This is a genomic window from Chthonobacter rhizosphaerae (assembly GCF_013839525.1).
In the GTDB taxonomy this organism is placed as follows: domain Bacteria; phylum Pseudomonadota; class Alphaproteobacteria; order Rhizobiales; family Pleomorphomonadaceae; genus Chthonobacter; species Chthonobacter rhizosphaerae.
On sequence record NZ_JACDIS010000014.1, the window covers coordinates 16,961 to 42,868 of the forward strand.

Consider the following 25,908-nt stretch of genomic DNA (forward strand, 5'->3'; position numbering starts at 1 on the left):
CCTCACATGTCAGCGCGTTAGATCGAGGATTGGTTCCGCTCGAAAACATTCAGACGTAGCCCGTGGGAGTATCTGGAGCTATAGTCAGTGCGGAGCGAAACGGGCTTGGCGCCTCTGCAGTTTATTGCCCAGGATTTGAACTTCTGGCGTTTGTGATCGAACCACTCTGTGGATGATGCGCGCGCGCCCGGAGCAATTGGATGAACTGCGCCCTGGAAACCTCCGGCGAGAATACCAACCCTTGGCCGTATCGGACCGTCTCGCAACTCGACTTCAAGAAATCGAAGTCGGCCAAGCGGCTTACCCCTGTGGCGACGAGAGCAACGTTCTTTCGTGCAGCTTCGGCCTGGATTGCCAGGATTTCACTCTGCTTCTCCGGATCGTCCGCACACCGCGCGATTAACGTGCCGTTCAGCTTCGCCTCAGTGAAGTGACTGTTGATCTGAGCGATTTGCCCCGCGCTGACGACACGGTCGAGGACGAGCGTGACCTGCTCTGCCCGGACAGTCTTCCTGAAATTTTCGAGTTCGATTTGTTTAGGCGCTAATATGTCCGCATCAAGTTCGATCCGCAGGCCTTTCCAGCACCGCCGGCTCGGACGGATGCCGTCTACGACGGCGGCAACCTCGTGGCCATCAAAGACTTCGACCGGGAAGTTGATCGCGAACTCCATGTTGAAGCCGAGGCGCAGAAAGGATTTCCAATCTTTCACGGCCGCCTTAATCGCCGAAAAGCCGAGGAGCCTGAGATCGTTAGGGCTGGCCCGTTCAAAGCAGTCATGCGCCAGGATGCCGTACCGGGGATGATGGACCCGCGGAATCAACTCGGCACCCTGCAACTGACCTCGGAGCATATCGATCTTCGGCAGATACCAGAACTGTAACCATCCTTTGCGAATGGCCAGACCCAGATCGACGTTCACGCCGTTGCTTGAGCACCGAGAAACCGCGTCGTCCCGGAGGACGGTGGAGAGTTCGGTGGAAACGGCGTCTCCGGCGATGGCCGGGAGGATGCGGAGCCCCGGCGGAGGCAGTGTGCCGTGTAAGGAGGCGTTCCCGACGGGCTGCAGTGGCCCCTTGTATCCGGCGTCGTGCAGCGCGCGGGCGAGCCGGGCGGTATCCGGTCCCGCCTTGGCGATCACGAAGCCAGGCATCCGCTCGCTCACGAGACGCGGTATATCCGACTGATCGTTCGCACGTCGGATCTCGATCCTCGCTTCCCGCAGGACGTCGAGAACCGCTGTCTCCGAAGACCCGAGAGACTCTGCAATCAAGCAAAGTCCGGCTGCCATTTTTTCAGGGGCGATTTCCAATCGGTGCGGGCCTTCGTCTTGGTGCGGGCTCCTGCCAGCGAAGATCCGCCACACCAGGCGAAACAGTTCAGCGAGTCTAAGCCTCAAGAAGTTCATCTTCTATTCTCCGGCTCGCCATTTCGTCTCAGCCAAACGGCCCTGACTACCAAAGGAGCCGTGTCTCACCGCTTGTTAACTGCCGAAGGGATCCGACTGCGCACCGAGGCTTGCCTCGAAGCGGCCGCGATCGACCGGAGCACCGAAAAGGAAGCCTTGGCCGAAAGGGCACCCTATTCCGGAGAGCAGTGCGCGTTGAGCCTCCGTCTCTACGCCTTCGGCCACAACCGAGAGGCCGAGCGCACGCGCGAGATCGATCATGGCCCGGACGATCACCATCTTCGCGGGACCCGCTGTGAGTTCGCCAACGAAGCTCCGGTCGATCTTGATTTCGGTAATCGGAAACTTTTCGAGCAGACGGAAATTCGAGTATCCCGTTCCAAAGTCGTCCACGGAGAGGCCGATGCCGAGATCGCGTACCCTGCGGAAAGCCTCCAACACACTGGATGTCTCGTTGAGAAACATGCTCTCGGTGATCTCAAGCGTAAGCCACGACGGTTCAACGCCTGTTCGTTGAAGAACGCGGCTCAGAATTTCCGCAATGTCGCGATGAAGGAACTCGGTGACGGACACGTTTACCGAGAACCTCAGCGGCCTGACGCGGTGCGCGTTGACGCGTTGGGCAAAGGACGCGACGGCGATCAGCCCGCGCTCAGTGAAATCCAGCAGCAGGCCGGTCTTCTCGGCCGCGTCGATGAACCGGCCCGGGGGCTGGCTGCCAAACAAAGAGTGGTTCCACCTCAGGAGAGCCTCCGCCCCGACCCACTCCCCGGTTGCGAGGTCGATCTGAGGCTGGAAATGATGGGTGAACTCGTCGTTGTTGATGGCCGCCCTGAGTTCGCGGGTCATCTGGACGCGGCGGCGAGCCTCCTCCTCGTCCGCACGCTGGAACCGCCGCGGCCCGTTGAGCGGATCGGATTTGGCAGCATGAAGTGCCGTTCCGGCATTCCGGATCGCGGAAACCGCACTGCTGCCGGGATCGCCGACTGCAAAGCCGAACGCGAACCTCAGGGAGGCGTTCGCACCCGGCACCACGAAATCTTGTGAAAGAGTAGCGGACACCCGTTCCACGATCGCCGGCGCATTTGATTCGTCCTGCAACTCGAAAGTTAGAGCGAATTCGTTCGCCCCGACCCGGGCGACCAGCGCCGCCCCGGTCTCCCGCAGTCGGCGACCCGTCTCAAGCAGCAGCGAATCCCCGATGTCGAAACCGTATCCCGCATTGATGTCGTGGAAGCCTATGACGTCGAGCTTGAGGAACAGCACCGGTCCGGGGTGCATAGCGGCACGCCGTTCCGCGGCCACCAAGAAAGATTGCCGGTTGAGACACCCTGTCGGACCGTCGAAGTTCGCGGCGCGCTCCAGGGCGATCTCGGTCTGCCTGATGGTCGTGACGTCGCGAAGGATGCCTACATAGAGCAGTTCGCCGCCCACAGAGATCGGTCTCAGGCTGAGACTGTTCCAGAAAACCGATCCGTCCTTCCGGTGATTGCGCAAGGTGACGTCGATCGCTTCGGCAGCCTTGATCGCGGTGCTCATGAGCGCGATCTCAGGTTGGTCGCGCTCATTGCCTTGCAGGTACCGGCAGTCCTTGCCGAGGGCCTCATGCCGCTCGTACCCCGTCAGCCGTTCGAAAGCTTTGTTCACGTAGAGAAGGGGAGCATTCTCTCCAAGCACGCGAGCGACAGCCACACCGTCGGAGAATTCCTCAACCAGGGTGGGGAGGGTCGAGCGAAGAAGTTGGTTGGTTTCCGTAGCCATGTCATTGCCGAGCACCTTCGGCATGCGCTTCGCGGAAAGGGATGGTCTGGGTTTCTTGCCGTCATTCATGACCGAAGCAATGGCGCGGTTCGCTCCGGTGGGTCAATGCGCGTCCAGGACCGGCTCGGGACAATCTCGGGTCGTTTCAGGACAAAGGTGGACGTGCTCCGTCTCCGGAACTTTCGAAGCGCTCCCGGTACTCGGCGGGCGTCGCGCCGAGCCGGGCGAGAAAGGCTCGTCGCATGGCTCGCACCGACCCGAAACCGCTCTTTGCCGCGATCGTCCCAATGGACAGACTGGTGCCTTCGAGCAGGCTTCGGGCCACGTCGATCCGCGCTAGGTTGACGTATTCGGAGGGAGAGATCCCGACTTCCTTCGTGAACACCCGGGTGAAATTGCGTGCGCTCATGGCCGCGACCGATGCCAGGGCACTGACGGACAGATCGGCTGCAGGATGGTTCAGGATATGCTGTTGGACGTCGTAGAGACGGGTCCGGTCTGCGCCTTGCGCCAGGAGATGTATGCTGAACTGAGACTGGTCACCGGGCCTCTTGAGATAGACGACCAGGCGACGGGCGACATACAGTGAAACGGCTCGGCCGAGGTCTTCCTCGACGAGAGAAAGGCCCAGATCGATCGCGGCGCTTGACCCGGCAGACGTGATCAGGACGTCGTCTCGCACGAACAGGCGGTCGCTGTCGACGATCGCTTCGGGGAACCGCTCGGCCAGCAGTGCAGCGTATTGCCAGTGCGTCGTGACGCGGCGACCATCGAGGAGTCCGGCATCGCCCAGCAGGAAGGCCCCGGTGCAGACTGACCCGAAGCGCCTAGCTCGGGGGCCCGTGCGGGCCAACCACTCCAGAACACCCGTGTTCGGTATATCAGGTATGCCGACGCTGCCGGCGACGAGGAGAGTGTCGGGAGCACCCGGTAGGGCCTTGTAATCTGAGTCCGGCAGCAGTCGCATCCCCGACCCGCAGCAAATCGGGCGAGTTTCCTCCGCAATAATCCTGACGTCGTAGAACCTCTGTCCAGCGGGAGTGTTCGCCTCGGCAAACACGTCCATAAGCCCGGCAACCTCTAGCGAGTGAACATTGGTGGGGACGAAAATCCATACCTGCATGACCGCACTTTACCTTGCCGTCAACGTCTTCGTCAGCGAAATCATGGAGCCCGGCACAAGACTGTAGCGTTCAATGCCTGGAGGTCTTATCGGGAACCTGAAGGATGAGTGTGCGGGTCGTCTTGGATTTTTAGTCTCCAGCGAAACCCGAGAGAGTTCCAAAAGGCGGCTTGCCAGATCTCCACCTCGCTGACGAGTACCTGTCCGAGCTGATCTTGAGAAGTCTTTCTGCGTCCGTCATTGAGCTGCGATGGTCGAAACAAGTCGGAGGCGGCGTTTGTGACTATGAACTGTCTTAATTTCGAACGGGCAGGGTTCATGCCCTGATGGGAACTCGTAGAGGCGAGGAGCAGCGCCGGGTTTGGATTCGACATGGGCGACCTCTCCGGACGCTCGGAGAATCCCTGGAGTCGCTCATTGGCGAGTGTGCTCTTTTCCAAGCGAGGAAGAGCATCATCCGCCCACCCGCCCCTCTTTTCGAATGACGCGATGTCCCTGCGCGATCCGGCTAGCACCGGGGCATTCTCCAACCGGGACACGAGTCCGGCCGACGAGAGAATGCTCCGGCTATTTGCGAGGTCAGAGATATCCATCGACCGGGGAGATGGTCGATTCGAACATTGCTAAGACGCCTTGGCGGGAAGCGCGTCGGCGACCGTGCCTTCCGCCCGGTAGTCAGGCGGGGTCTTGAAATCCTTCCGGGCAAGGCCGCGCGAGGATTGCAGGCCTTTCGGCAGGCCGGCGCGGTCGGAGTAGTCGCGCTTTTTCCCCCTCTCACGGCTGTGCACGGCCTTGGCCCCAGCGTAGGCGACGATATCGAGTAACGTGATTCCAAGCACCAACGCTGTGGCGACGGCTGCGTTGTTCCGCTTCGGGTTGTCCGGTCGAAGTGCCGTTGAGAGGGTTCCAAGGTCGAGCGCGTCGCCGGCTATGCGGGCGGCGAGACCGACCGGCTTGTCTATCGACAACGTGGGCACGGCGCTCGCCAGTTCGCGCAGGCCATAGGCGCGGATGGTCCCTTCCTTGCCTTCGAGGCCGAGCGTGCGCGCAATCCGGCCCGGCGCTATCAGTTCGACGACGCCGAGCCCGATTGAGAACCAGCCGAGCGCGCGCGCCAGTTGGTCCGCGCTCGTGAGACTACTCGGGCCCTTGCGCAGGACCCAGGGATCTCCGTGGGATCGCGCGATGTGAGTGATATTGGTGAGCGGCATGGTCGTACCTCTTCAAATGGGTTCTAAGGCCGCAGCATGACCTTGATGCAGCTGTCCGCTTTGTCTCGGAACGTGCGGTACATCTCGGGCCCGTCGGACAGATTGACCTTGTGGGTGATCACGAAAGAGGGGTCGATCTGACCGTCTTCGATCCGGTGCAGGAGGTCGCCGGTCCAGCGCGGCACATGCGCCTGGGCCATCCGGAAGGTCAGGCCCTTGTTCATCGCCTGTCCCATCGGGATCTTGTCGACAAGCCCCGTGTAGACGCCGATGATCGAGATAACGCCGGCGGGTCGGCAGACGTAGATCATCTCTCTCAGCACATGCGGCCGGTCGTTCTCGAGCATCATCATCTGCTTGGCGCGGTCGAGCAGCGTGTCCGGCTGACCTGGATTGACGTGGCTCTCGGAACCCACTGCGTCGATGCACTTGTGCGGCCCTTCGCCTTTGGTGAGTTCGTTCAATCTGGCGACGACGCTCTCCTGCTCGAAATTGATGGTGATAGCGCCGGCGGCCTTTGCCATCGAGAGACGCTCCGGCAAGTGGTCGATGGCAATGACCTGTTCGGCGCCAAGCAGGATCGCCGAGCGGATCGTCATCTGGCCGACGGGGCCGCAGCCCCAGACCGCGACGGTGTCGCCGGGCTGGATGTCGGCCTGCACCGCCGCCTGCCAGCCGGTCGGCAGGATGTCGGAGAGGAAGAGGAGCTTCTCATCTTCGATCCCATCGGGCACCTTGATGTGCGTCGTATCCGCGAAGGGAACCCGCAGATACTCGGCCTGCCCCCCGGGGTATCCGCCGGTGAGGTGGGTATAGCCGAACAGACCCGCCGTCCTGTGGCCGAAGGCCTTGTCGCCGAGGTCGCCCTTGCGGTTCGACCGCTGGCACAGGGAGAAGTTGCCGCGGCGGCATTGGTCGCATTCGCCGCATTGGATGGTGAAGGGGATGACAACGCGATCACCCTTGTTGAGCTTGCCTTTGGCGACGCTGCCGACCTCGACGACTTCGCCCATGGTCTCGTGGCCCATGATGTCGCCGGGCAACATGGCGGGGATGAGGTCATGGAAGAGGTGGAGATCGGACCCGCAGATCGCGCAGCTCGTCACCTTGATAATCGCATCGCGAGGGTTCTCAATCTCAGGATCGGAAACTGTATCGCAACGGATATCTTCCTTGCCGTGCCAAACAAGTGCTCGCATGGGGGACATTTTCCTCTAGCTGGAGGATGCGGAGCCGGCCCATCATGAACCGGATGCTTCAAGGGCGGGTCTCTGAGGGAATGCTCGTCAGGACTTGATGCTCTAACCTTCCAGGATGTGAGGATGTGCCGCGGGTGAACCCTGAGGGACATACCGCTTCGATGCAGGGTCTGGCCGCTGGCCGACGCTCCGCAGGATTAAGCACTCCTAGGTAGAAGCTTAAACGTGAGCAAAGATCGACAGGGCGAGCCGGCGCTTTCATCGGGGTCTCAGATCACGACGCCATTCCAGGTTAGGCGGTCCATTGATCACGAGCCGCAGGTGCCCGCGCCCGAGTCTCTCCAAAGCGACTGGTGCATTCTTTTCCAGAAGGCACCGTCGCAAGAGCAGCAGCCTCGTTTCGAGTTTGTCTTTCAGGTCTGGCAACTTGAGGGAGGCGGTAAGCTGGAGCTCCCGGTCGGTGTACTCCGCACGCACTTCGCTCTGGTGGATCGAGAGACTGGCGCCGGCCACGGCGAACCTTCGGCTCGCGATCGTCACCAGAACGTCGCGGCATTCATCGAGAAGGATGAGCAGCACGCGCAAGCAGCTAGCGGCCGGATGCGTCCTCCGTGCTCGGCTCCTCGCCCGGCTTGTAGCGCGGCTTGGGTTGCGGCAGCAGGAAAAAGGCGACGCACGCCAGTGCAATGGCGACCCCGACACGCGGCGCGAGGACGGCGACAGGAACGACGGCGATCTGGATCAGCGTAGCAACCCCGTAGCGGCGCGTCATCTGCCCCAGGAAATCGGGCGCGAGGCGTTCGTCCATCACCCGCCGGCCCGGCTTTGCGTAGAACCATTTGAACATCCAGGTGCAGGCGATCAAGGCGAGTCCGGCGACCAGGGTCACCGATGCCGTGCCCTCGAATCGCGTACCAAGATGAAAGCTCCAGGCGCGGATCGGGTATGGGACGAGGCCAACGGCGAACAGGAACATAAGGTTGATCGCGCCGAACCAGTGATCGCTTCGGGCGTAGATGCGGCCCGAATAGTGGTGCTGCAACCAGTATGCGCCGATCACGCTGTAGCAGACGATCAGGGCGAGATGTTCGCGCCACTGCTCGGCCATGGCCCGGGCGAGGTCAGTGTAGCCCTGCGGCCCTTGCGGGGATCCCGGGACTTTGATCTCGACGAACAGTAGGGTGAGGATGATTGCGAAGACCGCGTCGCTGAAGCCCTCGAAGCGGCTGAGCCCGCGCTCCGCGCCCGCGGTTTTCACCTCCTTGGACTGCGCCATCCACCATTCCTCCAGACCTATGCAGGCGACCTGCTAGACAACTTCGCCACCAGAACCTCGACTTGCTTGATTGTGGGCGGCGCGGCCAAGAGCTCGGCGCCTCGCTCCTTCAATGCCGCTGCGACCTTGCCGGCTCGGTTCGCCTGCCGTCCCGCTTCGTCCGGGAAAGCGTCGAAAATTCCGAACGTCGAAGGACCCATCCGAATGGCGAACCACGCGATCGTTGCCGGTTCCTCTTGGACCAACGGCAGTCCGCTCCGAAGGAAGTCAGCGACATCCGATGCGGACACGGACTGTTTCAAGGTACCCGGTCCGGCTTGCGGCTCGTCAGAAGGTTGCCATCGATCACCGTCTCGCGGTCCTGCCACTCTACGCCAGCATTCAGAAGGTTGGTCTGGAGCGATGGCCAGGGGGTCATGCTACGGCCCCGGATTCGCCCCGTCTCGATGAGCGTCCAGGGCCCATGTCAGATCGAGGCGACGGGCTTGCCGGCGTCGAAAAAGGCTTGAGCGAAGGCGATGGCATCTGCGTTCATGCGGAGCGTGTCCGGATTAATGCCGCCGCCGGGCAGGAGGATCGCGTCGAATTCCTCCGGCCGCGCCTCGGCGAGCGGAACATCGACCGGCAGCTCCTTGCCCCAGTCGGTGAAGTTCCAACCCTTCACGCGGTCGGTCTTCGGCGAGACGATCCGGGTGCGCGCACCAGCCGCGTCGAGTGCCTTGCGCGGTTCCGTGAGTTCGACCTGCTCGAAGCCGTCAGTTACCAAGATCGCGACTCTGAGGCCGTCGAGGGGAGCATCTGCCATGGTCCTGTCTCCTGACTTCCTGCAATGTTCAGTGCTGCGCTTCCGCACCCGGTAAGGCGGCCCGACTATGCGTCGTCACCACCCGCGCACTGGCCGGAGTGCGCCTCGCGCCCCCCTTAGGGTGGCCGATCGAGGCCATCGGCATTCCAATCTTGTGCATGTCTCCGCCCGCTCTGCTCGTCTACAGTATCCCTGGCCGAGCGTAGCTGGTGAACCCGGAAACTGACCGGGCAAGGGGACGTTCCCTGGGTGGTCCCTCAGGAAACCCACGTGCCGGGCGATTGCGGCCGGGTCTTGGCAGTCCGAGCGGCATGGCGACCCTGTAGCGCGCCCCTTGTGCTGCTCTCCACGATGCCGACGCTGGGGAGATGGGGAATCTCTCGCCCGCCTGTCTTCTGAATGACGGGGCTGGCAAGCTGCCGCCCGAGCCGGCGCGAACCTCAGACCAGCAGCAACTCGTCCGAGGGCGCGAGTCGCGAAAGGCCCCGTGCCGCGGAACACCGCTGGGCCGGACGCATATTTCCCGGTCGGTTCAGCTCAGAATACGGATTTTCCCTCAGGGAGAAGCCCCAGGAACGACGCCGGGTTCGTTCCGTTTCTTTTCTCCAGACCAGGGAGATGAAGCTCATGCGTATCGCGCAGATCGCTCCTCTCGCGGAGGGAGTGCCTCCACGACGCTACGGCGGGACTGAACGGGTGGTCTCATGGTTGACCGAGGAACTCGTCGAGCGCGGTCATGAGGTGACGCTCTTTGCAAGCGGCGACTCCGAGACGGCGGCCGAGCTCGTCGCCTGCGTGCCGTGGGGCCTGCGACTTGCCGGGATCAGGGATCCGACAGCGAGTCACCTGGCGATGCTGGAAGATGTGCGCCGTCGTGAAGCCGAGTTCGATGTCATCCACTTCCACATCGACCTCCTGCAGTTCTCGGTGTTTCGATCCTCCTCGCAGGCGCGGCTCACAACAGCGCACGGTCGGATGGATCTGCCGGATTCCGCCCCCGTCTACCGCACATTTCCCGAGATGCCCCTAGTCTCGATCTCAAACAACCAGCGGGTGTTCGCGCCACTTGGCACGAACTGGGTGGACACGATCTACCATGGCCTTCCGACTTCGGCGGCTCCGTTCATCGCGCGCGGTGGCGACTACCTCGCGTTCCTGGGACGCATCGCGCCCGAGAAGCGTCCCGACCGGGCTATCGAGATCGCGACGCGAGCCGGTATTCCCCTCAAGATCGCCGCGAAGATCGACAGCGCCGACCAGGCATACTTTCGGGAGGTGATCCAGCCATTGCTGGACAACCCCCTCGTGGAGTTCGTCGGCGAGATCGGCGACCACGAGAAGGGCGAGTTCCTCGGCAACGCGCTCGCGCTCCTGTTCCCGATCGACTGGCCGGAGCCGTTCGGCCTTGTGATGATCGAAGCTATGGCGGCCGGCACGCCCGTGATCGCGTGGCGAGCCGGGTCGGTTCCGGAGATCGTCGATATATGCGTTACCGGCCTGATCGTGGACTCCCTGGCCGGGGCGGTCGAGGCTGTCGAACAGGCGATAGCCCTGCCACGCGCCCGCGTCCGGCAGCAATTCGACAAGCGGTTCACGGCGGGGCGCATGGCAGACGATTATGTCCGCCTCTACGACCGGCTTCTCGGCGGCGCGGAGACTTCCCTCCGTTTTCCACAGGTACAACCACCGCATTTCCCGGAAACGGCGCTCCGGGTCGGCAAGTAGGTGGAGAGCAAGGTGACAGAGCACCCACAGCCCGACGGGGACCGCAACGTCTGGTCGGAGCAAGAGATCGCGTCGCAGACCTCCGTCGTCGATCGACCGCAATACAGCCTCAAGCACGGCGAAGCCTTTGTGGTGCTCGACTGCTGCGGGAACATCGGCGCCATGCCCGGCACGGCGGAAGGGCTCTTTTACAAGGACACGCGCTACCTGTCCCGTTTCGAGCTGAGGATCGAGGGCCAGCGGCTGGTTCTTCTGAGTGCATCAGTGCATCAGGACAAGCCGGCGCTCGCGATCGACCTCACGAATCCCGACCTCGTCGTAACGGGCGAACCGGTCCCCCACGACACGATCGCGATCGAACGCACGCGGTTCATTCGTCGCGCCGTCGCCTACGAGCGGATCAAGATCCGCAACTACGGAAGTGCGCGCGCCCGGTTCGGGATGGACGTCCTGTTCGGGTCCGACTTTCGAGACCTCTTCGAGGTGCGCGGGATGAAGCGCCGCGCCCGCGGCAAGACCTCGGCCCGTGTTGTCGACCGCGCCGCGGTGGAGTTCGCCTATGCCGGGCTTGACGGCATCGAGCGGGCAACGGCGATCACTTTCAGCCCGGAACTCGCCCGCCTGACGGTCGATCGGGCTTCCTGGACTGTGGAACTGGCGCCCGGCGAAGAAACGGTGCTGTTCGTGGACGTTGCCTGCGGCGAGCAGACATTGCCGGAACCCGAGCGCTTCCTCGTGGGTTTGCACGGCGTACGACGGGAGCGGCGCGCTCTCTGCGCCGGCGCGGCACGGATCTCGACATCGAACGAACTTTTCGACGAGGTGCTCGGACGGGCTCGATCCGACGTCTATACGGTCACCACGGCGACGCCGCTCGGCCCCTATCCCTATGCGGGCATCCCCTGGTTCAGCACGATGTTCGGGCGGGACGGCATCATCACGGCGTTGCTCTTCGCCTGGATGGACCCGAGTCTTGCGCGGGGGGTCCTGGAAAACCTCGCGGCGCTTCAGGCGACGGGGTTCAACCGCGCCGCCGACGCGGAGCCCGGCAAGATCATGCACGAGATTAGACACGGCGAGATGGCGAACGCCGGCGAGGTGCCGTTCAGGCGCTACTACGGCTCGGTGGACGCGACGCCGCTCTTCGTGATGCTCGCCGGGCAATACTTCGAACGGACCGGCGATCGTGAGACGATCGGGCGCCTTTGGCCCAATGTCGAGGCCGCGCTCAGTTGGATCGACACCTATGGCGACCGCGACGGCGACGGCTTCGTCGAGTACCAGCGGGAGACCGAGAGCGGTCTCGCCAACCAGGGCTGGAAGGATTCGCACGACGCGGTCTTCCATGCCGACGGGACGATGGCATCAGGGCCCATCGCGCTCTGCGAGGTCCAGGCCTATGTCTTCGCCGCGAAGCGTTCAGCCGCGACTCTCGCCGAGGCGCTCGGGATGCCCGCCGAGGCGCGACGCTTTCGCGACGAGGCGGAGGAGATCCGCGTGCGCTTCGAACGGGCCTTCTGGTGCGAGGAGCTTGGTACCTACGCCCTCGCGCTCGACGGAGACAAGCACCCCTGTCGTGTCCGCACCTCGAATGCCGGGCACGCCCTCTTTGCCGGGATAGCCGCCCCGGAGCGCGCGGCCCGTGTCTCGGAAGGCCTGATGCGCCCCTCGGCGTTCAGCGGCTGGGGCATCCGCACGCTGGCTTCGACCGAAGCGCGCTACAATCCTGTCTCGTACCACAACGGCTCCGTCTGGCCCCACGACAACGCGATCATCGCGATGGGTTTTACCCGCTACGGGTTCATGGATGCGGCACAGCGGATCCTGGGAGCGCTCTTCGGCGCAGCGACGCATCAGGACGCGATGCGCCTGCCCGAGCTTTTCTGCGGATTCCAGCGCAAGCCCTATCGCGGCCCGACCGCGTATCCGGTCGCTTGCGCACCGCAGGCCTGGGCGGCAGCCTCCGTCTTCGGAGCGCTCGGCGCGTGCCTTGGCCTGCAACTGCGGCATCCCGAGAACGAGATCCTGTTCGAGGATCCAACGATGCCCGACTTTCTCCAGGCCATCACGCTGGAGAATCTCACGCTCGGCGACTCCCGCGCCTGCGTCGAACTCCGGCGCTACATGAGCGACGTCGCGGTCCATGTGCGCGACCGACAGGGATCTGCACGCGTGCTGGTCACGAAGTGATTGGCTGAGAGATCCGGAGGCCGAAGTAACTGGTGGAAAAGAATGCCAAGCTGAAGCAAGAGGTCAGCCACCAAACTTTGGCCATGTGGGCGAGACCGTCGAATCGAAGCATCTCTAGGCAGGCACAAGCGCCCCGGTAAAACCCTGGGCAAAGCGAAAGCCCGACGACGCAAGCCGGCCTCTTTGACGGGGTCCTGCCCTAAGCGGCGTGGAATCCGGATGAGGCTGCGACCAGGACTGCCTGCGAGAGGGTCGACACGCCCAGCCTTTGCATGACGTGAGCCCGATGCGTCTCTACCGTTCGAGGACTGAGGCCGATGTCCCGCGCGATCTCCTTTTTTATTCGTCTTGCCGGCGAGAAGGCCCACCAGAACGTCGCGCTCGCGGTCTGACATCTCGGCAATGCGCCGCCGCGCCCGGCGAGCTTCGTCGCTCTGTTGGCCGTCTTCGGCCGGGCTGGCCGCGGCGGATGCGACGGCGGTCAACAAATGACCGATGTCATAGGGAACGGGAAGGAAGTCCGCCGCACCGGCCTTCATGACCTCGACCGCGAAGGTCACGTCGCCCTCGGCGTTCCCCACGACGAGAACCGGAAGGTCGATTCGCCTGGATCGGAGCTCCCTGAGGAGAAACGGACCGTCCGCATCCGAGCGGTGGATCTCCAGGAGGACGCACCCTGGCGCGAGTGCAGGTGCTGCTTCTAGAAAAGACTTATCGGAAGAGAAAACCTGGACTTTGTAGCCGGCGTGGCGAAGGATATTGGAGATGTTCTGTCGGCCGACCTCTGGGCGATCGACGATGTAGACGAACAGCCCGTCCAGGCGCGTGATGTCTTGGGCGATGCCGCCGGCCCGGCAGATTCGCCCTTGTTGATCCCTGATCGGGAAGAACGTGTTTCGGATCCAGCGGATAGCCTGGTCTCGGCGGATGATCCGAAACTCCCCGGTGCTCGTCTCGCCGAGCTTGACACGTTCCAGCGCGCCGTGCGCCCGTTGTCGATCGTCCGGATGAAGCAAGCGCCAGACGTCGGGATTGCCGAGCACATCCTCCCTCCGTTCACCCCAGACCGGTTCGAACGCGGCGCTGAGATACTCCAGGGTCATGGATCCGAAGTCGAGGATCCAGAGAACGTCGGCTGAATTCTCGGCGAATTGCCGGAATCGTTCCTCGCTCTCCCGAAGGGTCGCTTCGGCCCTCTTGCGCTCCGAGATGTCCAAGGCAGCCCCGATGAAGGCGACGGGTCGGCCCTGCTCGAACATGGTCTGACCGTGCGTGGAGACCCAGCGCTCGACGCCATCGTTGCCCCACACGCGATAGTCGATGTGGTAGACGCCGTCACCGGCGGGATCGGTGCAATGGGCGAGATTTGCCTCGACGCGATGTCGGTCCTCGGGATGGATGCCGGCCAGCCAGACGTCCAGGGTGACGGGCGTTTCCGGGGACAAGCCCCACATCGCCCGAGCGCGGGCATCCCAGTCCAGCTCGCCGGTCGCCAAATTCCAGGTGTAGGGCGAGACGGCGACGAGATCGACGACGGCCTGTAACCGTGCCTCGCTCCGGCGGAGAGCGGTCTCGGTATGAACACGCTTCGTCGTCTCGTGAACGGTGCACAAAATCCCGCCGATCCCTCCGGTCTCGTCCCGAATGGGGCTGTAGGCGAACGAGAACCACGTCTCCTCCGGGAAGCCGCGGCGCATGAGGGTCAGCGGCAGATCCTCAAAATAGCTGGCTTCGCCCATCATCGCGCGCTCGGTGATCGGCCCAATGACGTGCCAGACCTCCGACCAGACCTCGGCGAACGGCCGGCCAAGGCTGTCCGGCTTGTTCCCCAAGATCGGGAGGTAGGCATCATTGTAGAAGCTGGTGAGTTCCGGCCCCCAGGCCACGTAGGTGGGAAAAGCGGAGTTCAACATGATGCTCAACGTGGTGCGGAGCGACTGAGGCCAGGTCTCGATCGATCCGAGCGATGTCGCCGCCCAATTGTGCGTCCGCACGCGGTTGCCCATGACCCCGCCACCAGGGAAAGTTTCCGCCATGGCCATTTCCTTTTCTGGAAAGGCATCGTACTCGCCCAAGTAGGAACTGACCCCTGTGTTCCAGGTCAGGGGAGATGGAACAGCGGCTAAACGGTGAGGGCAGCGATACTGTCGCCACCGTCATGTTGCGACCATTCTTGAACGATTATTCGTGTGGGTCAATCGCTCGGGCTTAGGTCATCATCCTCGCGGTGACGGCAATCGGCGAGAGAGTTAGTCGGTTGATGTCCGCTTCGGGTCATTAGCAGACGACCGGCTTGAACGAGCGACAGATCGCCATGCAAAGCGCTCTACCGTTGGGTTCTGGATGCCAAATCGGCGTTGGGGTAAAGACTAGGCAACAAAAGTTTCAAACGCTTTAACCGGCGCAAATACAGCAGCTTAAGCTCAAATAACGGCGGAGAGAGAGAGGGATTCGAACCCCCGATGCCCTTGCGAGCATGCCGCATTTTGAGTGCGATTGACCTGCCATCGAACCTTCATTTAGCGGCGAGCAGAGGCACACCGGATTATGCGCAAGCGTGCACAGGTGGAGCATAGGTCAATCGGCGGAGCTAATCGGGGTTGCGGAGCCGATCGACATTGCGTGAGGATTGGCTGAAAGGGCCGCCATCTTCTGGTATTCGAGTGCGAAGTGGGTCAGCTCCGGCTGTAGCTTGTCGGGCCAAGCAATGAACCTTTGCGCGGTCAAGGCCGAAGGACATGCTTCCGTACGGGATCTGGTGGCGCAAGCGGCCCAGGCTTATCACGCCAAGCGAAGAGGGTAGTCGCTGCGGCTACCGCGCGTAGGACGGCGCTGGTCACTGGTCCATGGGCGTGCTACATTCCTGCTCCATCGAGCACAAAAAAGCGTCGTAAAAACAGGGAGAAACAGAGCTGGCCGCCGTCTCCTCTAGGGAGCGGATCTAGGCGCTGGTTCCGTAGATGTATACGTTTAAACAATCTTGTCGATTTCGTCTTTTAGTCGCTTGAGGGGAATGCCGCAGTCGAGTGAGCCGTCCGTTCGGCGCTCCCGACCATAGCGCCTCCCGACCCCGCCGCCAGCGTGTCCGGTCAGCGCTTGATGAACCTCCTCGGCTATATGCGCCTCACGACACGCGCGTTTGAAGGTATGTCGAAACGAGTGGAAAGTTTTTGCTGGGCAAGAGGCCGAGCCGGATCAACTCACGATGAACCGGGACAGAGCGGACTGACGAGGCGGTTTTGAGTGACTGCTCATGTCCCTCATCGGTGAAGTCGAAAAACCAAATTCCATTCTCGCCCTGACGAAGGTCCCGGATCCGTAGCTGGGCTATCTCGGTCCGACGTGCACCGCTATAAAGAGCGATCAACGGCAGCCAGTAGGCGGCCTCGCCTCGCCCACCGAGCGGACGAGTTCCATGCACGAATACCGGCGAGGCGAACAGCTTTCGCAGTTCGTCGGCACTAAAGGGTTCGTAAGGTTCGCGCTCCGAGAGGGCGATCTCGAACCCGACATGGAAGGGGTTGCTCCAGGACGCAAGGACTTCGAAATACCCGTCCTTATCAGCCCGAGCCAGGATGCCGCCGAGGAGGGCGAGGGTCTTGTTGACAGTTTGAGCACTGCGCCTCGGGTAACGATTCAGGTCACACTTCAAAAGATCAGGGAGCGGCAGGCGGCGGAAATTGTCGGGGAGCCGCGCAGGAAGCTGTGCGAGAGCATCCCGGAAAGCGCGACCATGCGCTTTGGTAATTACACTGATGGGCAGGTCATCGTAGAGCTCGACAAAGCGGTCAACCGATCGCCGAGCTTCGTTGATTGCCCCTTCGGATGGCTTACGAGCGCCCCGCCCACCACCATTGGCCCAACGTTCGAAAACTTGTCGGAGTGTTACGCCAGGCCTGCTCGGGCTCTCCTCGACACGAGGGGTTGGCACTTCCTCCCCGGCCAGTCGCTGCTTGATGCCGTCTATCGCTCGGCGCTGCGCCTTCAGAAACTCGACCTCGAGCTGCCGCCAGGCGGGATCGTCTGGGTGAAGGACAACACCGCGCTCATGCATTGCCTTGTTTACGATGAACCCAACCTGGTCACCTGGACGCATTCGAGCAAGCTGCGAGCGGACGTCCTTGTCGAGGTACTCGATCAGTTTTTGATAAAGGGAGAGATCGTCGTCTGTCATCCCCAAACCGTCGTGACGCTTTGATCCTCCAGGCCGCCTCAGGTTTAATCCGATGCCAACGGTACGAAGTGTCTCATCGCCGCGCAAAATCGCAGCTTCGAAGCTTTGGACGGCGCTAGCCACTTCGTCATTGCGGAGACTTGAGGCGGGACCTCTAGCCAAAAGCGCCCGTGCCAAGTCGACGAGAGCATGAGCCTCTGCGATATGAAGCAGAACGGAGCGCTCGGCTGCCTTGACATCGTTGGTCCCGAGCGAGCGGACGAGCTCGGTTTTGAATCGGCCGCATTTGGTATTCACCGCTGGAGCCACCCCGTCCGGCCATGGCACAGGCACGAGCTTACCAGCAATGTCGTCGGGGAAGGGGAACCGAAACTCAAACCGGTTTGCCCGGCGCTGGACATACTTCATGCGGCCCATTCCAGCCTACCTGTAGCACGTGAGTGTAGCACGAGCCCGGGAGAAGTGCCGGAAAACAACGAGCTTTTTGAAACGAAAGCCATTTTCTAAGGACTGGCGCGCCCGAAAGGATTCGAACCTCTGACCCCCAGATTCGTAGTCTGGTGCTCTATCCAGCTGAGCTACGGGCGCTTGCCAATCATGTCGCCGGGCCGTCGTCCGGTCCGGGTCGTCGGGGGTGTCTCCCGGCGAGGCCGAACGTTTAGACGGTCGAGGGGGGGATTGCAAGTCCCTTTTTGAAGAGGTCCGGGCGGGGTCGGGAAAACGCGCCGGCTCATCGAAAAGCGAAGCTTCCGCAACCACATAGCCCGGCGGCGCGAGGGTCGCCGGGCACCGGTTCTCGCGGCCTTCCGGCTCACGACGCGCGGGAGCGGCGCACCTCGCCGAGGGGAACCGGACGGTCCGGAATCTCGATCTCGAACACCGCGCCGGGCGCCGCGTCGGCGAGCGCGATGTGGCCGCCGTGGGCGCGCACCAGTTCGGCCGCGATGGCGAGCCCGAGGCCGGTGCCGCCGCGCCGGGCGGAGCCCTGGAAGGGCTTGAACAGGTTCTCCCGCGCCTTCGCCGGCACGCCCGGGCCGGTGTCGCTCACTGTGATCCGAACCACCGCGCCGGTCCGCCCGGCCGCGATCGTCAGGCGCCGCACGAGTGCGTCGTCGCCCGATTGCTCCAGCGCCTGGGCGGCGTTCCGCACCAGGTTGAGGAGCACGCGGAACAGCTGGTCCGGGTCCGCGTCCACCTCCAGGTCCGGCGGCACCTGGTTCACCCATTCGATGCTCGCGTGGGCGGACACGCCCGTCACGTCGCCCACGTCCGCGGCCAGCCGGTGGAGGGCGATCAGCCGGCGCGCCGGCGGCGCCTCCTGGGCCTTGCCGTAGGCGAGCACCGCCTGGCAGTAGGTGATCGCCCGGTCGAGCGAGCCGAGCAGCTTCGGGGCGAAGCGCTGCACCGTCGGGTCCGGCAGGCTCACGAGCCGGTCCGACATCAGCTGCGCGCTCGCCAGCAGATTGCGCAGGTCGTGGTTGATCTTGGAGACGGCGAGGCCCAGCTCGGCCAACCGGCGCTGCTGCTTCAGCACGTCCTGCAGGTGGCGCTGCATGGCGGCAAGCTGGAATTCCGCGTCGCCGATCTCGTCACGCCGCCCGGATGGCACGATGATGCGCGACGGATCCTCCGGGTCCTCCGACCAGCGCTTCACCGCCGTGCCCAGCCGCTGCATGGGCCGAACGAACAGGCGCCGGAGGCTCACATAGACCAGGATGGCGGCGACGCCGGAGATCACCAGCGACAGGATCAGGATGTTGCGCGAATAGCCCAGCATGGCCTTCTTCAGGCCGGTCTCGGAGAACACCACCTCGATCTCGCCGGTGCCCTGGTAGGGGCCGAGCGCCCGGATCGTACGGCTGTTGCCGAAGAGCAGGGTCTCGAAGCCTTCGCGCACCGCGTCGACCGGCGACAGCCGGGTCACGTCGATCTCGCGCGCCACCGGCGGCGGCATCGCCGACATGGCGAGCAGGCGCTTCATGCCGCCCACCCGCACCGCCAGCGCATAGGCGTCCAGGTCCCTCAGAAGGCCCGACTGCAGGTCCGGCGGCAGTTCGCCGGTTCCCGTGGTGGTCAGCGCCCGGGCCGCCACGGTGGCGGTGCGCAGCCGGTCCTCGATCTCGGTCTTGTGGAAGTTGGCGATCGAGGGCACGTAGATCAGCACTTCGCCGATCATCACGAACAGCACAGTCAGGACGAGCAGCTTGGACGACAGGCCCAACCGGTGCGGCCGGCCCGCCACCGGCGGCTCCATGGCTGTTTCGGCGCCCTCGCTCATCCCGTCGCTCCCGCTCCCCGCGCCCCGCCTCCCATATAGGTCGCCACCGGCTCCCTATAAGGTCCGGCGCAACGCCTGGATCACACGGCGCACCAGCGGATGTTTACTCGTATCGGCATAAGATGTCACAGCCGCTCGTTTCGCCACCTCGGCCAGCGTCGGATAGGGCGTCACCATGCGGGCGAAATCCCCCACCTTCAGCCGGCTGGAGACCGCCAGCGCGAACAGCGCCGCCGTCTCGCCCGCCGCCGCCCCCACCAGGTCCGCGCCGAGGATCCGCCCGCCCGGCCCGGTCACGATCTTGACGAAGCCGTCGGTCTCCCGGTCGGCGCGCGCCCGGTCGTTCTCCGCGTACGGGGAGCGCAGCACCTTGACCGACCGGTGGCGCCGGCGCGCCTCGGCCTCGCCGAGCCCCACGTGGGCGAGCTCCGGATCCGCGTAGGTCACCCACGCGATGGCGTCGCGCCGCTCCGCCTGGGGCAGGCGCGTCAGGATGGTGCGCAGCACCTGGCCCGCCTGGTGCGACGCCCAGTGGGTGAACTGGAACGAGCCGGTCACGTCGCCGATGGCGTAGATCCGCCGGTTGCTGGTCATGAGCGTCGGCGTCACCGTGATGCCGCGCTCCGTCTCGGCGACGCCCGCCGCCGAAAGGTCGAGCCCGTCCGTCACCGGCGTCCGGCCCGCCGCCACCAGGATGTGGCTGGCCGGGATCCGCTCCGTCCCGCCGGCGGCGCCGACGGTCACCAGGATGCCGTCGTCCGCCCGCTCCACCCGGTCCACGGTCGCCCGCTCGCGGATCTCCACGCCCTCCGCGACGAGCCGGTCGCGCACCACGGCCACGCAGTCCCGGTCGTCCTTGGGCAGGATCTCGCTGCGGGCGATCACCGTCACGGCGGAACCGAGCCGGCGGAACGCCTGCGCGAGTTCGACGCCGATCGGCCCGCCGCCGATCACCACCAGCCGCTCCGGCAGGGCGGCGAGGTCGAACACGCTCTCGTTGGTGAGCACCGGCACGCCGTCGAGGCCCGGAATGGGCGGCACCGCCGGTCGCGATCCGGTGGCGATCACGAACCGCTTGGCGCGGATCTCGCGCCCGCCCGCCACCAGCCGGTCGCGCCCGGTGAAACGGGCGTGGTCGGTGATCACCGTCGCGCCCAGGCGTTCGAACCGCTCCACCGAATCGTGGGGCGCGATGCCGGCGATCACGTCGCGCACGTGGGCGCGCACCCGCTCGCCGTCCACCGCCACCGCACCGGCCGTCACTCCGAAGGCGGCCGCGCGGCGGATCGCGTGGGCGTGCCGGGCGGCCGCGATCAGCGCCTTGGAGGGCACGCAGCCGGTGTTCAGGCAGTCGCCGCCCATGCGGTGGCGCTCGATCAGCACCACGGAAAGGTCCAGCGCCCGGGCGGCGGCCGCGAGGCTGAGGCCCGCCGATCCGGCGCCGATGATGCAGAGGTCCGGCGTCAGCGTCTCCATCAGCAGCCGCGCCCCCGTCGCCGCCACCGCCGCACGGCCACCGGCAGCAGCGCCACCGCGGCGAGCGCCAGGAGCGCGCCGACCAGGCCCGGCGTCAGAAGCGCGCCGGGGTCCAGCGTCAGGTGGCACGTCCCGGCCTGGAGGCAGGCCGCCTTGGCGGCCCGCTGGGCCTCGATCACCGAATCGAGCCCGGCGCCCACGGTCGCGAAGGCGAACGTGGCCGGCAGGATGCCGATCACCGTGGCGGCCACGAAGGTGCGGGTCGTGACGCCGAGAAACGCCGGAACGAGGTTGACCAGCCAGAAGGGCGCCACCGGCGCGAGCCGCAGGAAGAGGAGATAGTTGAACGCGTCGCGCCGGAAGCCCTCCGCGAAGCAGCCGAGCCGGCCGTGGATCCGGGACCGCAGGAGATCGCCGATGGAGGTCCGGGCAATGAGGAAGAGGAGCGTGGATCCCGCCGTCGCGCCCGCCACCGCCGCAAGCCCCCCGAGCGCGGGGCCGAACAGGAAGCCGGCCGTCACCGTCAGGATCAGCCCGCCCGGCACGGAAAGCGCCACCACCACCGCGTAGAGAAGCGCGAAGCCCGCCCACGTCTGCAGCGGGCTCGCCGCCACGGCCGCCACCAGGGCCTCCCGTTTCGCCAAAAAGCCCTCCAGGGTGAAGTGATGAAGCGCCCCCATCCGCCAGGCGACGAGGGCGACGAGCGCCAGCGCGGCGACCGGCGCGAGACGCCGAACCAGGCTGCGCGGCCGGGCCGGCGCGCAGGCGTCCGCCTCGCAGGCCTTGAGGCGGGCGGTGTCCGCGTGGCGGACATCGGCCGGCCGGAGGCCCGGCGTCGGAGGCGCCTGTCGGGTGCGGCTCGTGCTGCTCATCGCGCGGCGGCGGGAAAGGGGAAGGACGAGGTCATGACGGAGACCTTGCCGGCCACCGCCGCCCCCCGCAAGCGTCTCGCGCGCCCTGTCACGCCGTCTTGATGCGCCCGGCACCGCGCGCCGGGCGCCGATCCCGCCCGCGTGCGGCGGCCGGCTTCACCAGGCCGCGACGGCGCCGTCGCTGCGCGGGTCCGTGGCGCCCTCGAAGGTGCCGTCCGCGTGGCGCACGATCGCGCCCGCGTGCCCGAGCGCGCTGTCGAACGGCCCCATGAGGGCGAGATCGTGCCCGGCCGCCCTCAAGGCCTCCACGAGCGCCGGGTCGAAGCGGTTCTCCAGCACGAGGTTGGTCATGTCGTCGCCCCAGGTCTTGCCCAGGCGCCAGCGCGGCGCGGTCAGCGCCTCTTGCAACGGCATGCCGAACATGGCGTAGCGGGAGAAAAGCGCCGACTGGGTCTGCGGCTGGCCCTCGCCGCCCATGGTGCCGTAGACCATGTGCCGCCCGTCGTCGAACAGCGCCATGGCCGGGTTCAGAGTGTGGAACGGCTGCCGGCCGGGGGCGAGCACCCGCGGCCCGTCGCCCGCGAGCGCGAAGGCCGAGCCCCGGTTCTGCCACACGATGCCGGTCTCCGGCAGCACGCAGCCCGATCCGAACTCGAAGTAGATGGACTGGATGAAGCTCACCGCCCGGCCTTCGCCGTCGATGACGCCGAGCCAGATGGTGTCGCCCGGCGCCGCGTCGTGCGGCCAGCGGGCCGCGCGCGCCCGGTCGATCCGGGTCGCCCGCATGGCGAGCGCGCCGTCGGTCAGGAAGGCTGCCGGGTCCACGGTCATCACGCTCGGACAGCCGATCATGCCGTCGCGGATCAGGAAGGCCTGCTTGGTGGCCTCGATCAGCCCGTGGATGTGGTCGAAGCCCTCGCCCTCCGTCACCCCCAGGCGATCGAACAGGGCGAGGATCATCAGCGACGACAGCCCCTGGGTCGGCGGCCGCTGGTTGAAGAGCCGCGCGCCCCGGATCGCCACCGACAGCGGCTCCACGCGAAGCGCCTGGTGCCGCGCGAGGTCGCTCGCCGTCACCGGCGAGCCGACCGCCTCCAGGTCCGCCGCGATCGTGCGGGCGAGGGGGCCGCGGTAGAAGCTGTCGAGGCCCTCGCGGGCGAGCCGGCGCAGGGTCTCCGCCATGGCCGGCTGCTTCAGGAGCGCGCCTTCCGCCGGCACCTCGCCGCCCGGCAGGAACACGTCCGCGAAGCCCGGCTGGTCGCCGATCTCCGGCCGCTTCTCCGCCGTCAGCCGGCTCTGGATGCCGGTGACGACCATGCCGTTCTCCGCGTACCAGGCCGCCGGCTCCAGAAGCGCCTCGAGCGGCATCGGGTCCTGCCAGTGGGCGGTGGCGGCCAGCGCCTCCGCCCAGCCGGAAACGGTGCCGGCCACCGTGTTGGCGGCCAGCGGGCCGCGCAGCGGCACCGCGCTCAGGCCGCGCGACCGGTAGAGGTCCGGCGTCGCCGCCTCGCCGGCCCGGCCGGCGGCGTCGATCGAGATCGGCGCCTCGCCCTTTTCGGCGATCAGCCAGAAGCCGTCGCCGCCGATGTGCGTCATGTGCGGGTAGACCACCGCCAGCGCGGCGGCCGTCGCGATCGCGGCCTCCACGGCCGTGCCGCCCGCCTTCAGGACGTCGAGTCCCGCCTGCGACGCCAGGTGATGCGGCGAGGTGACCATGCCGCGGCGGGATCGGGGCGTCTGCAACATGAGGCGTCGGTCTCCAGAAGGGGAGGGATGGTCAGCCGAGGGAGGAGGCCAGCATGCGCAGGCCGGTGAGGAAGAGGAAAGCCGCGAACGCGAGCTTCAGCTTGCGCGTCGGCAGGGCGTGGGCGGCGCGCGCCCCATAGGGCGCCATCAGCATGGAGGTCGGCAGGATGAGCGCGAGGCCGAGGAGGTTCACGTAGCCGAACGAGAAGGGCGGCAGATCCTCCGCCCCGAGGCCGCCGATCACGAAGCCGATGGTGCCCGGAATGCCGATCAGGAAGCCGATCGCCGCCGCCGTGCCCACCGCCCGGTGGATCGGATAGTTGAAGAGCGTCAGGGTCGGCACCGAGAGCGTGCCGCCGCCGATCCCCATCATGGCCGACACCATGCCGATTCCGGCGGCGATCAGCTGCTCGCCGAAGCCCCGCGGCGGGTGGTCCGACACCCGCCAGTGCGGCCTGGAGAAGCCCATGTGGGCCGAAACGATCAGCGCCACGGCGCCGAACACGGCCGTCAGCGCCGGCCCCTTCACGCTGGAGGCGAGCGCCGTGCCGGCGATCACGCCGACGACGATCGCCACCGACCAGCGCTTCAGCATGGCCGTGTCCACCGCGCCCTTGCGCCAGTGCGCCCGCATGGACATAGCCGAGGTGGCGATGATGGTGGAGAGCGAGGTGCCGACCGCCACGTGCATCTTCACGTCCTCGTCCATGTCGAGGAGGGTGAACACGTAATAGAGGACCGGCACGATCACGATGCCGCCGCCCACGCCGAGGAGGCCGGCGACGAAGCCCGCCACGGCGCCGGTGACGAGAAGCGAGACGACGAGGACGGCGATCTCGGTGAGGTCGATGGAGGCGAGCACGCTGGACATCCCCGTCCGTTATCGGAACCGGCGTCGGTTGGAAAGCGGCGGTCGCGGCCGGAGGGGAGGGGCGTTCCGCCGCCCCCCGCTCCCCGCCGCGGAGTCCCGGCCCACCGGCCGCCCTCAGTCCACCGCCTTGCCGGCCGCCTGGAACTGCAGGTAGTCCCGGTCGATCTCCGGTAGCGGCTCGCCCTCGATCGCCGCCTCGAACGAGCGCAGGCGCTTGTAGACCGACAGGAGGTCCACGATCGTCGTCCAGGAGGTGACGAGATACTGGAAGGACGAGCGCACCTGCCCGAACGCGTTCAGGATCTGGTTCATCGCCCCGAGGGTGATCTTGCCGGCCACGATGGTCGGCGCCAGCACGATGTAGGGGAAGATGTTGTCGGTCTGCAGGTAGGCGAACCGGGCGATGTTGAAATAGAGATAGTGGAAGTAGAGCCGGAAGTAGTTGCGCCGCACCGCGCCGAACAGCTCGCCCACGGTCGGCGGCTGCGCCCGGTTGTCGTCGTCCTCGCCGTAGACCAGCTCCTTGCGGTAGGCCGCCTCGGTGCGCTGGTTCTTGAACTCCAGCCCCGGCAGCTTGATGCCGACGAGCGCCAGGAAGGCGGTGCCGAACAGCGACCAGAGGATCGCCACCACCACGAGCGGCTGCGGCACCTCGCCGACGATCGGCAGCTCGGTCACCTGGGCCGACAGGCGCAGCAGCACCGGCAGGAAGGCGATCAGCGTCATCACGCTGTCGATCAGGTTGACGCCGAGGCCCTCCATGGTGGCGGAGAACCGCATGGTGTCCTCCTGCACGCGCTGGGAGGCGCCCTCGATCCGGCGCAGGCGCGGCCAGTGGCTCATGTAGTAGCCGTTCATGGCCGTCCGCCAGCGGAAGATCCAGTGGCTGACGAAGAAGCGCGTCAGCACCGCCACGGTCACGGCGATGAAGGCGATCTGCGAAAAGGTGAGGAGCTGCAGGTAGAACTCGGCCTGGGTCACCGGGCGCGACTGCGACAGCGCCGCCTGGATCAGGTCGTAGAAGGGCCCGTACCAGTTGTTGATGGCGACGCTCACCTGCACCTGGAAATAGGTCACGAACAGGATGAGCGCGGAGCCGAGGATGGACCACCGCCACCACGGATGCGGGGCCACCACCTGCCAGGCGCCCGCGAACAGGCCCACCGCCGCAGCGTAATAGACGTAGAACCACAGGAAGCCGCCGGAGACGAACACGCCGGCGCCGGCCGCTGCCGGGTCGAAGTCCGGCGGGTCGGCGAGCCCGAAGGTCGCCCCGAGGGCGTGCGCGCCGCCGTACCAGCCGATCACGGCCACCAGCGTCCAGATCGCCAGGGACAGGAAGAAGGCCTTCGGGCGCGGGAAGAAGGATACGAACACGGGCGGGCGGCTCCAATGGGGAACGGCGGGTGACGGCGCGCCCCGGCGGAGGGCCGGAGCGGCGCCGGCGCGGAACACGGTGTCCTTGCGTCCGGCGGGCGGGTGCGATGCGACGTGAGACCGGCCGCGGAACCCCACGGTTCGCGGCAGCCGGCGCACCGTGCATCAGTGGTTTTGACCGGTCAAGCGCGCTCCCCGGCATCATCGGCGCCCGGCGCTTTCGGCGGGGGAGGACCCGCCCGCGCGGCCGCCCTTGCCGTTGACGGGCGGAAACGGCTCCCGTATAAGCCCGCATCGATTGGGAACCGGCGCCCGGCGTCCCCGCGCGGGCTCGCCTTCGCGCGAACCGCAGGCGCCGGCCCTCGTTCACCGTCAGAGGACGCGACGTACGGCGAAGCCGCCCGAAGAGGGCGCTT

At 65.6% G+C, this 25,908-nt stretch carries 16 protein-coding genes, 1 tRNA gene and 1 pseudogene; 2 read left to right on the forward strand and 16 right to left on the reverse strand.

What is annotated here, in order from left to right; translation table 11 throughout:
* Positions 1-121 precede the first annotated feature (121 nt).
* The 7 genes and pseudogenes from HND91_RS19455 to HND91_RS19485 all read right to left on the reverse strand — a co-directional run bounded on the left by HND91_RS19455 (position 122) and on the right by HND91_RS19485 (position 8,783).
* Complete coding sequence (locus tag HND91_RS19455; protein ID WP_181708275.1) at positions 122-1,408, reverse strand: EAL domain-containing protein; 1,287 nt, start codon at positions 1,406-1,408, stop codon at positions 122-124.
* Positions 1,409-1,483: 75 nt separating this feature from the next.
* Positions 1,484-3,193, reverse strand: coding sequence for a putative bifunctional diguanylate cyclase/phosphodiesterase (locus HND91_RS19460; protein ID WP_246329588.1), 1,710 nt, complete (start codon positions 3,191-3,193; stop codon positions 1,484-1,486).
* 121 nt (positions 3,194-3,314) lie between these two features.
* Positions 3,315-4,292: a GlxA family transcriptional regulator gene (locus HND91_RS19465; protein ID WP_181708277.1), complete on the reverse strand. Its 978-nt coding sequence runs from the start codon at positions 4,290-4,292 to the stop codon at positions 3,315-3,317.
* A gap of 623 nt (positions 4,293-4,915) precedes the next feature.
* Positions 4,916-5,503 carry a hypothetical protein gene (locus HND91_RS19470; protein WP_181708278.1) on the reverse strand — a complete coding sequence of 196 codons (588 nt, stop codon included), beginning with the start codon at positions 5,501-5,503 and terminating at the stop codon, positions 4,916-4,918.
* Between the two features lie 23 nt (positions 5,504-5,526).
* Positions 5,527-6,702, reverse strand: coding sequence for a zinc-dependent alcohol dehydrogenase (locus HND91_RS19475; protein WP_181708279.1), 1,176 nt, complete (start codon positions 6,700-6,702; stop codon positions 5,527-5,529).
* 589 nt (positions 6,703-7,291) lie between these two features.
* Complete coding sequence (locus tag HND91_RS19480) at positions 7,292-7,978, reverse strand: TMEM175 family protein (RefSeq protein ID WP_181708280.1); 687 nt, start codon at positions 7,976-7,978, stop codon at positions 7,292-7,294.
* A gap of 298 nt (positions 7,979-8,276) precedes the next feature.
* Positions 8,277-8,783: pseudogene (locus HND91_RS19485) on the reverse strand (type 1 glutamine amidotransferase domain-containing protein).
* 627 nt (positions 8,784-9,410) lie between these two features.
* Between HND91_RS19485 and HND91_RS19490 the strand changes: the two are divergent.
* On the forward strand, positions 9,411-10,508 hold the full coding sequence (locus HND91_RS19490) for a glycosyltransferase family 4 protein (RefSeq protein ID WP_181708281.1): 1,098 nt from the start codon (positions 9,411-9,413) through the stop codon (positions 10,506-10,508).
* 12 nt (positions 10,509-10,520) lie between these two features.
* Positions 10,521-12,698 carry a glycogen debranching N-terminal domain-containing protein gene (locus tag HND91_RS19495; RefSeq protein ID WP_181708282.1) on the forward strand — a complete coding sequence of 726 codons (2,178 nt, stop codon included), beginning with the start codon at positions 10,521-10,523 and terminating at the stop codon, positions 12,696-12,698.
* Here the strand turns inward: HND91_RS19495 and HND91_RS19500 are convergent.
* The 9 genes from HND91_RS19500 to sbmA form a co-directional block, all read right to left on the reverse strand.
* Complete coding sequence (locus HND91_RS19500; protein ID WP_181708283.1) at positions 12,629-14,773, reverse strand: PAS domain S-box protein; 2,145 nt, start codon at positions 14,771-14,773, stop codon at positions 12,629-12,631. The two genes, HND91_RS19495 and HND91_RS19500, sit on opposite strands and share 70 nt — an antisense overlap.
* Positions 14,774-15,822: 1,049 nt before the next feature.
* Positions 15,823-17,280, reverse strand: a complete 1,458-nt coding sequence (locus HND91_RS19505; protein WP_181708284.1) for a site-specific integrase — start codon at positions 17,278-17,280, stop codon at positions 15,823-15,825.
* Between the two features lie 103 nt (positions 17,281-17,383).
* Positions 17,384-17,460: transfer RNA gene (locus HND91_RS19510), tRNA-Arg, on the reverse strand.
* Between the two features lie 223 nt (positions 17,461-17,683).
* Positions 17,684-19,150 carry an ATP-binding protein gene (locus HND91_RS19515; protein WP_181708285.1) on the reverse strand — a complete coding sequence of 489 codons (1,467 nt, stop codon included), beginning with the start codon at positions 19,148-19,150 and terminating at the stop codon, positions 17,684-17,686.
* 54 nt (positions 19,151-19,204) lie between these two features.
* Positions 19,205-20,653 carry a dihydrolipoyl dehydrogenase family protein gene (locus HND91_RS19520; protein ID WP_343057420.1) on the reverse strand — a complete coding sequence of 483 codons (1,449 nt, stop codon included), beginning with the start codon at positions 20,651-20,653 and terminating at the stop codon, positions 19,205-19,207.
* Entirely contained in the window at positions 20,626-21,498 is an 873-nt protein-coding gene (locus HND91_RS19525; RefSeq protein WP_181708286.1) for a TVP38/TMEM64 family protein, read from the reverse strand. Before HND91_RS19525 ends, HND91_RS19520 begins: the two co-directional genes overlap by 28 nt.
* A gap of 156 nt (positions 21,499-21,654) precedes the next feature.
* A complete protein-coding gene (locus HND91_RS19530) occupies positions 21,655-23,244 on the reverse strand; it encodes a gamma-glutamyltransferase family protein (protein WP_181708287.1) in 1,590 nt (529 codons plus the stop codon).
* 31 nt (positions 23,245-23,275) lie between these two features.
* Positions 23,276-24,115: a sulfite exporter TauE/SafE family protein gene (locus HND91_RS19535; RefSeq protein ID WP_181708288.1), complete on the reverse strand. Its 840-nt coding sequence runs from the start codon at positions 24,113-24,115 to the stop codon at positions 23,276-23,278.
* A gap of 114 nt (positions 24,116-24,229) precedes the next feature.
* Complete coding sequence (sbmA, locus tag HND91_RS19540; protein WP_181708289.1) at positions 24,230-25,492, reverse strand: peptide antibiotic transporter SbmA; 1,263 nt, start codon at positions 25,490-25,492, stop codon at positions 24,230-24,232.
* Between the last annotated feature and the right edge of the window lie 416 nt (positions 25,493-25,908).